The following is a 10,891-nucleotide window of genomic DNA, read 5'->3' as shown; positions in this document are numbered from 1 at the left end:
AAATTAAGTTCTTCGACTATACTGTTGCTGTGCGGTAGCAGCGGGGCGGTGTCGGTAATCTGGCAGGTAAGGGGCTCGGGGCGTGTCATTGCAGGAAAAGGCCGTCTGAAAACCGCCCGTACCCGACAGGCATCTTCAGACGGCCTTTTCAGCGAAAATAAAAAGCCCCTTGCTGAAAAGCAGGGGGCTTTGCCTATCGGGAAACCGGATTATTTCAATTTGGTTTCTTTGTAGATAACGTGTTTGCGGGCTACCGGATCGAATTTTTTGATTTCCAGTTTGCCGGGCATAGTGCGTTTGTTTTTGGTAGTGGTGTAAAAGTGGCCAGTACCTGCACTGGATTCCAGTTTGATTTTATCGCGCATTGCAGTAATCCTTAATTAAGCGTTCGTTAAATTAAGCTTCGCCGCGAGCACGCAGATCGGCCAATACGACGTCAATGCCTACTTTATCGATGGTGCGCAGTGCAGCGTTAGATACGCGCAGGCGAACCCAGCGGTTTTCACTTTCTACCCAGAAACGACGTGATTGCAAGTTAGGCAAAAAACGACGTTTGGTTTTGTTGTTGGCGTGTGATACGTTGTTGCCAGACATCGGGCGCTTACCGGTCACTTTGCAAACTCGTGCCATGGTTAGTCTCCAAACTTCTAAAATAGTAAAACGCGATTTATACCATAAAAAGCAATGTTGTTTCAAGCAGTTTTCTGAGAAAACGGCATTTTTAGGGTTTAAACCGCCGAAATGTTGTTTCTGTGAAACGGTTTGCCGCCTGCGGCAGCGGGGAAGCCGTCTGAAAAATGCACCGGACGCAGGCTGCGCCGCCGCGTTTCAGACGGCCGGTATCAGTCGAGCTGGGCGACGGATACGGGCAGGTTGCGTACGGCCGCGAGGGTGGCGGACGCGGCTTTCTGCTGCTTGCGGAACGCGGTCATATTGCCGGGCGTCAGCTTGGGCGTGGGCAGGGCAACGGTGGCGGGATTGACGGGTTGGCCGTTGACCCGGGCTTCGTAGTGCAGGTGGGGGCCGGTGGATTGGCCGGTCGAGCCGACGTAGCCGATGATTTCTCCGGCGCGGACGTTGCCGCCGGCGGTAGAGAATGCGCTCATGTGGCCGTAAAGGGTTTCCACGCCGTTGCTGTGGCGGATGATGACGGTGTTGCCGTAGCCGCCGCGCCAGCCTTTGAAGGTCAATACGCCGTCGGCAGCGGCTTTAATCGGTGTGCCGCTCGGGGCTGCGTAGTCAATGCCTGTGTGCATACGCACGGAATGGTGGATGGGGTGCACGCGGTAGCCGAAGGGCGAGGAGATGCGGGCGCCGCCGACCGGCTCGCTGGTAAAGCCTTCTTTTTGCTGCAGCGATTTGCCGTTTTGGTCGTAATAGCTGCCGCTTTCTTCATCGCCTTTGCCCTGGCTGTAGTAATAGGCATGGTAGGTTTTGCCGTTTTTCACCACTTCGGCGGCCAAAATATCGCCCACGGCCATCTGCTGGCCGCGGAAATACATGCTGTTGTAGAGCAGGCGGATCACGTCGCCTTCTTTCAGGCTCTGCATATCGAAGTTGTCGGCGAAGATTTCTTTCAACTGGATATACAGGTCGGCGGGAATTTCCGCGCGCAGCATATCGCCGATGGCGGAGCTGCGGATGTGGACGGCGCGCAGGGTAGGCAGGGTTTTCATGTCGGTATCGGCATGGGATACGCGCCATTTGCCGTCTTTTTTCTCCAGCGCCACCAGGTTGCGCTCCAGCTCTTCATCGCTGAAAAACTGCACGTCGGTCACTTCGCCGGCCGCGTTGACGCGGATGCTGACCGATTGGTTGCTGCTGAGGTTTTTCATATTGCGGCTGGCGTTGTTGTGCGCCATGATTTTGCGGATGTCGTCTTGCGGCACGCTCAGGCGCTCGAGCACATCGGCGAGCGAATCGCCCTGCTGCACCAGCTCCTGCGCCCAGTAGCCGCTTTGGGTGTCGGCGGCGGCGATGGTGGGCATGGGCAGCTCTTGGGAAATCCGTTCGATTTTGAAGTCGCTGCCGGGCAGCGGCTCGGTCACACCGTAGGCGGTCATCACTGCGGATACGGGCAGCAGAATGCCCAGCAGCGACCAGCGCACGGGCTTGTTGCGCCAAAAGCGGTTAAAAAAAGAGGGTTTGCTCTGCTTATTCACTCATGATCCTTCTGACCGTGCGGCCGCAGCCGCGCGCGCGGAGTGCGCCGGTATCTGATTTGATTGATGGGCAATAGTTTATCCCAGCCGCCGCTTTTTCAGACGGCAGCGGCTGGGATAAACCATCGCGTGCGGCATATTATCGGGACTATTGTGTTGATTTACCACCCGCATTTTCCGAAATTTACGCCCTTCATTTTAACACGTCAGCCGCCCGGGCAACAAAAAATCTGCCCGTGCGCGGCGGGCGCGGGCGGATTTGCCGCCGGCTGCTTCTCGCGTAAAATGGGCGTTTTCCCCGATTTCTCCGCCATGAAACTGACCTTAGCCCTGCCCGCGCTCTTCCGCCCCGCCGACGATGCGCCGCCGCTGCCAGAGTTGCCGGCATTTAACCAAATCTTGCGTTACGGACGTGTGGCGCATCTGCCGCGCAGGCCGTCTGAATTTTACGCGCGGCATCTGTGGCGCGGCAGCCTGCTGGCGCACGCCAAAGCCTTTGCCGGTCTGCCGCCGGAGCAGCCCGCCGCTTTTGCGTCGCCGGTGTGGCAGCAGATGGGGATGCACCAGGCCAGCATCGTCGGCGGGGAATATCTGCATATCGATGCGGAAGAAGCCGCGCGGCTGTGTACCGAGTTGAGCGCGTTTTACCGCGAAGACGGCTGGACGTTTCATGTAGTGCGCCCCGATTTGTGGCTGCTGGCCAAGCCGTCTGAAAGTGATTGGCAGGTTGCGCCGCTGCCCGATGTGTGCGGGCAGGTCGGCAGCAGCGCCCAAGCGTGCGGCGCGGATGCGCTGGAATGGTTGGCGAAACAGACGGAAATCCAAATGTGGCTGCACGCGCATCCCGTCAATCAAACGCGTGCCGCGCAGGGGCTGCCCGCGCTGAACGGTCTGTGGCTGTGGCAGGATGCGACGGGCGAACAGACGGCGGATTGGGTGGCCGCAAGCAGCCCGTGGGCGCAGTTTGCTGAGGGCGAGAAAATCGATGCACCTTACAACTTTGCCGCCTTGCTCGCGCACATCGAAGAAACCGCCCGCCCCGTATCGGAAGCGGTGGTGTGGCTGGACGATTTGGCGGCCACGGTGCATATGGGCGATGTGTCGGCTTATTGCGACATTTTAGAAAGCTGGGAAACACACTGGTTTGCGCCGCTGCTGGGCGCGCTACGCACCGGCCGCGTGCGGCAGCTGGCGGTGGAAACCGACGGCGAACAGGGCGGCAGCCTGGTATTGACGCGCCGCTCGCTGCGGGCGTTTTGGAAAAAACGGCGGGTGTTCCGGGGTACGGGCTGGGCGTAATCGGGCGCGGTTTTAGTGGTGTCTTGAAATGCCTGAAAATCAAAATGCGTAGGCCGGGTTTGTTGGGGTAAAGCCCAGTCTGTGTTTCTGGAAATATACAAAGCCGTCTGAAAAATCCTTTTTTCAGACGGCTTTGCGCGTTTATCGTCAATATGGCGGACTGTATCTGCCCGCTACGATTTTTGGGAAACGGCATCAGCCGTAGGGCGGGGTTGCTACCCCGCCGCTCAACAGCAAGCCTTATTCAACCACGATTTTCGGGAAGCGGCTGCTGAAGTCGCGGCCTTTGTCGGCGACGGCTAGGGCGACTTGGAAGGCGGCCTGCGTGTAGATATCGGCAATGGCGGGGTGTTCTTCCAATAATTGCAGCGCCGTGCCGCTGTCCATGGCTTCGCGCACGGGCAGGCTTAATGGCAGCTGGCCGAGCAGCGGTACGCTCAGGCGCGCGGCCAAATCTTTGCCGCCTTCGCTGCCGAAGATGGCTTCGCTGTGGCCGCAGTTGGAGCAGATGTGTACCGACATATTTTCCAATACGCCGAAAATCGGGATGTTGACTTTATGGAACATATCCACGGCCTTGCGTGCGTCAATCAGCGCGATGTCCTGCGGGGTGGTGACGACTACCGAGCCGGTCACGGGGATTTTCTGCGACAGGGTCAGCTGGATGTCGCCCGTGCCCGGCGGCAGGTCGATAAAGAGATAGTCGATGTCGTTCCATTCGCTTTGAAACAGTAATTGCTGCAAAGCCTGGCTCAACATCGGGCCGCGCCAGACCACGGCTTGGTCGGTGTCTACCAAAAAGCCGATGGACATGACCTGTATGCCGCTTTCGGCTTCTACGGGGATTAATTTTTGGTTGTGCTGGTCGGGCTTGGCGGCGGGTACGCCCAGCATGGTCGGCTGGCTCGGGCCATAAAGGTCGGCATCCAATACACCCACGCGCGCGCCCATGCGTGCCATCGCAGTGGCGAGGTTGGCGGTGGTGGTGGATTTGCCTACGCCGCCTTTGCCGGAAGCGACGGCGATGATGTTTTTCACCCCTTTGATGGTGGACACGCCGGGCTGGACTTTATGCGTGGCGATGTCGGTATCGATGCTCAAGTGAATGGCGGCATCGCCGGTGTGGGCAATCAGGGCTTCCTGCACGCGGTTGGCGATATCGGCGCCGATGTGGTGTACGGGAAAACCGAAGCGCAGGCGCACGTGCAGGCCGTCGGCTTGCTCGCTCACATCGGCAACGGCTTTTTCGCTGCCGAGCGTGCGGCCGGTCAGGGGAATCTGTACCGCATCGAGCGCGGTTTGAATGGCGGAAATATTCATGATGTCTCGGAAAGGTTCTCTGAAAACGGGTGTGCAGTCAAAATCAGGCCGCGCGGCGGAAAATCAAGCCGTCGGGCGGGCAGGGTGTGTATTCCGCGATATTGTAGCAAGAGCGCTGCGGCACGGCGCATTTTTCAGACGGCCTTAACGTATTTTTAAAGCCTGTGTAAGGCTGTGTCAGCGGCAGGCCGCAGGCGCAAGCCGAGACCTGTGCAAAATTCCAAAAATCCTTTGAAAACCTCTCTGCCGTCATTCCCGTCTGCGTGGGAATGACGGCACCGGATATTCACGCTTTCTGCAAAGTCTCAGGCCGTCTGAAAATGCCGCAATCGGGAAACGCGCAGCCGATGCCGTAGCTTTTTTATTTTAATTCACTATACAATAGCCCTTTCCGCTTTTCCGACCAAACGCCATGACACAGCCGACCTACATCCCCTTACGCCTGCACACCGAATTTTCGATTACCGACGGCATGATACGCATTAAAGAAGCTGTGAAAAAGGCGCATGAATACGGCCTGCCGGCTTTGGGCATCAGCGACCTGATGAACGAATTCGGCCTGGTGAAGTTCTACAAAGCCTGCCGCAGCGCGGGCATCAAGCCGGTGGGGGCGGCGGATGTGCGGATTGAAAACCCGGACGCGCCCGACAAGCCTTTCCGCGCCCTGCTGATTATCCGCAACGACAAGGGCTATCTGCGCCTGAGCGAATTGCTGACGGCGGCTTATGTTGGCAAAGACCGCAACTTCCACCATGCCGAATTGCGCCAAAGCTGGCTGGCCGAGGGCGATAACAGCGGCTTAATCTGCCTGAGCGGCGCGCATTACGGCGAAGTGGGCGTGAATTTGTTAAACGGCCACCCCGAAGCGGCGGCAGCAGCGGCGGAAAAATACGCGGCCTGGTTTCCTAATGCCTTTTATCTGGAATTGCAGCGGCTGCCCGAGCGGCCGGAGTGGGAGGCGTCCGTAGCCGGCAGCGTGAAGCTGGCGCAAGAGCTGGATTTGCCCGTGGTGGCGACCCATCCAGCGCAGTTTATGGGCAGCGACGATTTTCAGGCGCACGAAGCGCGGGTGTGTATTGCCGGCGGCTGGGTGCTGACCGATAAAAAGCGTCCGCGCGATTTTACGCCGGGCCAATATTTCATTCCGCCGGAAACCATGACCGAGCGTTTCGCCGATTTGCCCGAAGCCTTGGAAAATACGGTGGAAATCGCCAAACGCTGCAATCTGCACATCACCTTGGGCAAAAACTTCCTGCCGCAATTTCCGACACCCGACGGTATGAGCCTCGACGACTATCTCACGCAGCTTTCCAACGAAGGCTTGCAGGAGCGCATGGCGCAGCTTTATCCCGACGCAGCCGAGCGGGCGGACAAAATGCCGGAATATCAGGCGCGTTTGGATTTCGAGCTGGGCATTATTATCCAAATGGGCTTCCCGGGCTATTTCCTGATCGTACAGGACTTCATCAACTGGGCGAAGCAAAACGGCTGCCCGGTCGGCCCCGGCCGCGGTTCGGGCGCGGGATCGCTGGTGGCGTATTCCCTGAAAATTACCGATTTGGATCCGCTGAAATACGCGCTGCTGTTCGAGCGGTTTTTGAACCCCGAGCGCGTGTCCATGCCCGACTTCGATATCGACTTCTGCCAAAGCAACCGCGGGCGCGTGATTGAGTATGTGCGCCAAAAATACGGCGCGGAGGCGGTGAGCCAGATTGTGACTTTCGGCACGATGTCGTCTAAGGCGGTTATCCGCGATGTGGGGCGCGTGCTGGAGCTGCCGTTCGGCCTGTGCGACAAACTTTCCAAACTGATTCCGCTGGAAGCCAATAAGCCCTTGGGCTTGGACGCTGCGATGGAGGCCGAGCCGCAAATCCGCGAACTGATTGAAGCGGAAGAGGCGGAAGAGCTGATTACGCTGGCGAAAAAGCTGGAGGATTTGACGCGCGGCCTGGGCATGCACGCGGGCGGCGTGTTGATTGCACCTGGCAAAATTTCCGACTTCAGCCCCGTGTATCAGGCCGACGAATCCGCTTCGCCGGTATCGATGTACGACAAAGGCGACGTGGAAGACGTGGGCTTGGTGAAATTCGACTTTTTGGGCTTGCGCAACCTGACCATTATCGAAATGGCGCAAAACAACATCAAGGCGACCACCGGCGACATTGTCGATGTCAACCACATCCCGCTCGACGACCAAGCGGCGTATCAGATTTTCCGCGATGCCAACACCACCGCCGTCTTCCAGTTTGAATCGACCGGCATGAAAAAAATGCTGAAAACGGCGCACACCACCAAGTTTGAAGAGCTGATTGCGTTTGTGTCGCTCTACCGCCCGGGGCCGATGGACAACATCCCCGATTTCGTCATGCGTATGAAAGGCGGCGCGTTTGAATACATCCACCCGCTGCTGGAAAACGTGCTCGAGCCGACCTACGGCATTATGGTGTATCAAGAGCAGGTGATGCAGGCGGCGCAGGTGATCGGCGGCTATTCGCTGGGCGGTGCGGACTTGCTGCGCCGCGCCATGGGTAAGAAAAAACCCGAAGAAATGGTGAAACACCGCGAAATTTTTGCCGAAGGTGCCGCCAAGCAGGGCATTTCGCGAGAGAAGTCCGACGAAATTTTCAACTACATGGAAAAATTCGCCGGCTACGGTTTCAACAAATCCCACGCCGCCGCCTACGCGCTGATTTCTTATCAGACGGCCTGGCTCAAAGCGCATTACACCGCCGAATTTATGGCCGCCACCATGTCGAGCGAGCTGGACAATACCGACCAGCTCAAGCATTTCTACGACGACTGCCGCGCCAACGGCGTGGAATTTTTACCGCCCGACGTCAACGAATCCGACTACCGCTTTACCCCTTTGAAAGACCATAAAATCCGCTACGCGCTGGGCGCGATTAAAGGCACGGGCGAAGCGGCGGTAGAATCCATCATCGCCGCGCGGGAAGCGGGCGGCAAATTCACCGGCCTGCTGGATTTCTGCGAGCGCGTCGGCAAAGAACACATGAACCGCCGCACCCTCGAAGCCCTGATACGCGGCGGCGCGTTCGACAGCATCGAGCCCAACCGCGCCATGCTGCTGGCCAATATTGACTTGGCGATGGACAACGCCGACCAAAAAGCCGCCAACGCCAATCAGGGCGGGCTGTTTGACATGATGGACGACGCCATCGAGCCGGTGAAGCTGCTGGACGCGCCGATGTGGAGCGAATCGGAAAAGCTGGCCGAAGAAAAAACCGTTATCGGCTTTTACCTGTCCGGCCACCCCTTCGGCCCTTATGCGCCCGAAGTGCGCCAAATCGCGCCGGTCAAACTCAGCCGTCTGAAACCGCAAGACAGCGTGCGCGTGGCCGGATTCTGCACCGCCGTACGCACCATGATGGGCAAGCGCGGCAAAATCGCCTTTGTGACCCTCGAAGATCAAAGCGGCCAAGTGGAAATCATGGTCAGCGGGCAAACGCTGGAAAACAGCGCAGCCGTTTTGAAATCCGACCAAGTGCTGATTATCGAGTCCAAAATCAGCCGCGACGATTACGGCGGCGGCGAAGGGCTGCGGATTATGGCCAACCGCGTGATGACGCTGCAAACCGCCCGCGAGCTTTACGCCCGCAGCCTCAGCCTTGCCCTGCGGCCGGAACACGACATCCGCCGGCTGGCCGCGCTGCTTGGCGCAGAATACGAAGGGGAGGGCAGCATGATTCCGCTGATGCTCTCCTATGCCAACGACCGGGCTTCCGGCGCGCTCAAAATCCCCACAAAATGGCGCGTTAAAGCCAGCGCCGGATTGTTCGGCGAGCTGGAAAGCCTGCTCGGCAGCCGCGCCGTCCGCGTCAACTGGTAAGCGCGCAAGGCCGTCTGAAAAACCAACCGTGCGGCAACACAGCCGCCAGCCAAACGCAGGAAAACCCGCGCTTTTTCAGACGGCCTTTCCCAAGTTTTCAGACGGCATCGGCGCCCGCCGCCGACAGCCACTACCCTTGCACGGCAGGGCGGATTGTTTTAAAGTTAGACAAAATTTCAACACGGAAGACAAGCATGAACATAACCGTCATGGGTGCCGGCTCCTGGGGTACGGCACTGGCGCTGCATTTCGCCCATCAAGGCAACCAAGTCGCCCTGTGGGCGCGCAACGGCGAACACATGAACACCCTGAAAGCCGAGCGCGAAAACAAAAAAGCGCTGCCCGGCTTTCCCTTTCCCGATACCCTGACCCCCCATGCCGACCTGGCCGAAGCCCTCAAAGGCAGCGAGCTGGTGTTGATTGTCACTTCCGTTGCCGGCCTGCGCGGCAGCTGCGAGCTGCTGAAAGCCCACGGCGCGGGCAATCTGCCCGTATTGGCCGCCTGCAAAGGCTTCGAGCAGGATACCGGCCTGCTGACTTTCCAAGTGGTGAAAGAAGTTTTGCCCGACAACAAAACCATCGGCGTACTCTCCGGCCCCAGCTTCGCCCAAGAATTGGCGCAGCAGCTGCCCTGTGCCGTTGTGCTCGCCTCCGAAAACACCGCCTGGATTGAAGACTTGGTCGGCACGCTCAACAGCAACGTGATGCGCCTTTACGGCAGCGACGACGTGATTGGCGTTGCCGTCGGCGGCGCCGTGAAAAACGTTATGGCCATCGCCACCGGTCTTTCAGACGGCCTTGAATACGGCCTGAATGCCCGTGCTGCTTTAGTCACGCGCGGCTTGGCCGAAATCACCCGCTTAGCCACCGCCATGGGCGCGCAGCCCAAAACCATGATGGGCTTGGCCGGCATCGGCGACTTGATACTCACCTGTACCGGCGCGCTTTCCCGCAACCGCCGCGTCGGTCTCGGCTTGGCCGAAGGCAAAGAGCTGTATCAAGTATTGAAAGAAATCGGCCATGTCTCCGAAGGCGTGAGCACCATCGAAGAAGTGTTCAACACCGCCTGCAAATACCAAATCGACATGCCGATTACCCAAACCCTGCTCCAGCTCATCCGCAAAGAAATGACCCCGCATCAAGTCGTAGACCGCCTGATGGAGCGCAGCGCCCGCTTCGAATAAAGCGCATCCGGCCGCCCGCGCAGCAGGCGGCCGAGTTGACAGCGGCCAAGCATCACACTATGCTTGCCGCAACCCCCGATAAGTGATACCGCACATGAACCAATCCCTAGAAAAACTCGAAATCAGCGTGTACCAGCTTGCGCAGAAATTCGAAACCCTGATCGGCGAAAACCGCCGCCTGCAAGACGAAATCAGCCGTCTGAAACTCGAGCAGGAGCAAAGCCGGCGCGAGCACGAAGCCGCCGTAGACGAATTGAGCGAAGCCCTGCTGGTGCAGGTCGGCAAGCTCAAAGACGACTTACAGAGCAAAATCGACCTCCTGACGGAAGAAAAAGCCCAATACCGCCGCGCCCTTGAGCAAAGCGCCGAAAAAGTGCGCCATCTGCTCGAGCGTCTGCCGCAAGAAGAAACCTTACCCCAAGGATAAGCCGTGAGCATCGAACAAGTCCAAATCGACATCATGAATGTCGCCCTGACCGTCAGCACCCCCGCAGAAGAAAAAGAAACCCTGCTGCAAGCCGTTGACATGCTGAACAAAAAAAGCGAAGCCATCAAAGAAAGCGGCCGCATCGTCGGCAGCGACAAAATCGTCATCATGGCCGCGCTCAACGTCGTACACGACCTGCTCAAAACCACCTTCCAAGACGATTTGGCAATCGGCGAATTTGAGCGTAAAATAGCCGACATGACCCAAGCCTGCGACAAAGCCCTGTCGCGCCTGGATCAGCAGCCGTAACATTACGGCCCTCCTTTTTCCCTGCGGTGTTTGCGAAGGCATATATTCCTTTGAACCAATAAGTTCGCTTAAGGTTGCCGGGAGCAGTAGTGGGCGCGATTGTCTTTTACAGACGAACCCGAAACTACCCGAGGCGACCGCCTTGTCAGCAAGGTTCAAGCGGATTCCGCCCGAACGGCACCAGCGGGGATTCCCCATTCAGCCATACCCCGAAAAGGTATGGCTTTTCCATGAGCGCCGCCCGCGCGCGATATTGCCAAGCCCCCGCAGATGAATTACACTTCACAACAAAGAAATCTGTATATAGGCGGTGGGTCAATTCCGCTACGGCGTTGGCTCGCCC

General features: G+C 58.2%; 9 protein-coding genes and 1 other RNA gene. 6 read left to right on the top strand and 4 right to left on the bottom strand.

The features are described 5' to 3' along the window. Positions 1-209: 209 nt before the first annotated feature. The 3 genes from rpmG to BDE01S_RS04690 all read right to left on the bottom strand — a co-directional run bounded on the left by rpmG (position 210) and on the right by BDE01S_RS04690 (position 2,162). Positions 210-365, bottom strand: coding sequence for a 50S ribosomal protein L33 (rpmG, locus tag BDE01S_RS04700; RefSeq protein WP_003684373.1), 156 nt, complete (start codon positions 363-365; stop codon positions 210-212). 31 nt (positions 366-396) lie between these two features. Continuing rightward, entirely contained in the window at positions 397-630 is a 234-nt protein-coding gene (gene rpmB, locus BDE01S_RS04695; RefSeq protein WP_002216391.1) for a 50S ribosomal protein L28, read from the bottom strand. A 212-nt stretch (positions 631-842) separates the two neighbouring features. Then, complete coding sequence (locus tag BDE01S_RS04690; RefSeq protein WP_066077972.1) at positions 843-2,162, bottom strand: M23 family metallopeptidase; 1,320 nt, start codon at positions 2,160-2,162, stop codon at positions 843-845. A gap of 312 nt (positions 2,163-2,474) precedes the next feature. Between BDE01S_RS04690 and BDE01S_RS04685 the strand changes: the two genes are divergently transcribed. Beyond that, complete coding sequence (locus BDE01S_RS04685; protein WP_066077975.1) at positions 2,475-3,461, top strand: hypothetical protein; 987 nt, start codon at positions 2,475-2,477, stop codon at positions 3,459-3,461. 240 nt (positions 3,462-3,701) lie between these two features. On the opposite strand, the gene apbC is transcribed toward BDE01S_RS04685, so the two are convergent. Continuing rightward, complete coding sequence (apbC, locus tag BDE01S_RS04680) at positions 3,702-4,781, bottom strand: iron-sulfur cluster carrier protein ApbC (protein ID WP_066077971.1); 1,080 nt, start codon at positions 4,779-4,781, stop codon at positions 3,702-3,704. A 412-nt stretch (positions 4,782-5,193) separates the two neighbouring features. Here apbC and dnaE point away from each other — a divergent pair, with 412 nt between their 5' ends. The 5 genes from dnaE to ssrS all read left to right on the top strand — a co-directional run bounded on the left by dnaE (position 5,194) and on the right by ssrS (position 10,742). Further along, positions 5,194-8,628 carry a DNA polymerase III subunit alpha gene (dnaE, locus tag BDE01S_RS04670; RefSeq protein ID WP_066077965.1) on the top strand — a complete coding sequence of 1,145 codons (3,435 nt, stop codon included), beginning with the start codon at positions 5,194-5,196 and terminating at the stop codon, positions 8,626-8,628. A 194-nt stretch (positions 8,629-8,822) separates the two neighbouring features. Then, on the top strand, positions 8,823-9,812 hold the full coding sequence (locus tag BDE01S_RS04665; RefSeq protein ID WP_066077962.1) for an NAD(P)H-dependent glycerol-3-phosphate dehydrogenase: 990 nt from the start codon (positions 8,823-8,825) through the stop codon (positions 9,810-9,812). A gap of 94 nt (positions 9,813-9,906) precedes the next feature. Then, positions 9,907-10,239 carry a hypothetical protein gene (locus BDE01S_RS04660; protein WP_066077961.1) on the top strand — a complete coding sequence of 111 codons (333 nt, stop codon included), beginning with the start codon at positions 9,907-9,909 and terminating at the stop codon, positions 10,237-10,239. A gap of 3 nt (positions 10,240-10,242) precedes the next feature. Continuing rightward, positions 10,243-10,548, top strand: coding sequence for a cell division protein ZapA (locus BDE01S_RS04655; protein ID WP_066077960.1), 306 nt, complete (start codon positions 10,243-10,245; stop codon positions 10,546-10,548). A 15-nt stretch (positions 10,549-10,563) separates the two neighbouring features. Further along, positions 10,564-10,742: non-coding RNA, 6S RNA (gene ssrS, locus BDE01S_RS04650), on the top strand. The last annotated feature ends 149 nt before the right edge of the window (positions 10,743-10,891 follow it).

Origin of the sequence: Bergeriella denitrificans NBRC 102155, from assembly GCF_001592185.1 — a bacterium.
Classification (GTDB): domain Bacteria; phylum Pseudomonadota; class Gammaproteobacteria; order Burkholderiales; family Neisseriaceae; genus Neisseria; species Neisseria denitrificans.
The sequence above is the reverse complement of the archived record's forward strand: the minus strand, read 5'-3'. Positions and strand labels throughout refer to the sequence as shown.

Excerpts from the sequence above, each read along its gene's own strand:
- rpmG (WP_003684373.1), bottom strand. The coding sequence starts at position 365 with ATGCGCGATAAAATCAAACTGGAATCCAGTGCAGGTACTGGCCACTTT.
- rpmB (WP_002216391.1), bottom strand. The coding sequence starts at position 630 with ATGGCACGAGTTTGCAAAGTGACCGGTAAGCGCCCGATGTCTGGCAAC.
- BDE01S_RS04685 (WP_066077975.1), top strand. The coding sequence starts at position 2,475 with ATGAAACTGACCTTAGCCCTGCCCGCGCTCTTCCGCCCCGCCGACGAT.
- apbC (WP_066077971.1), bottom strand. The coding sequence starts at position 4,781 with ATGAATATTTCCGCCATTCAAACCGCGCTCGATGCGGTACAGATTCCC.
- dnaE (WP_066077965.1), top strand. The coding sequence starts at position 5,194 with ATGACACAGCCGACCTACATCCCCTTACGCCTGCACACCGAATTTTCG.
- BDE01S_RS04665 (WP_066077962.1), top strand. The coding sequence starts at position 8,823 with ATGAACATAACCGTCATGGGTGCCGGCTCCTGGGGTACGGCACTGGCG.
- BDE01S_RS04660 (WP_066077961.1), top strand. The coding sequence starts at position 9,907 with ATGAACCAATCCCTAGAAAAACTCGAAATCAGCGTGTACCAGCTTGCG.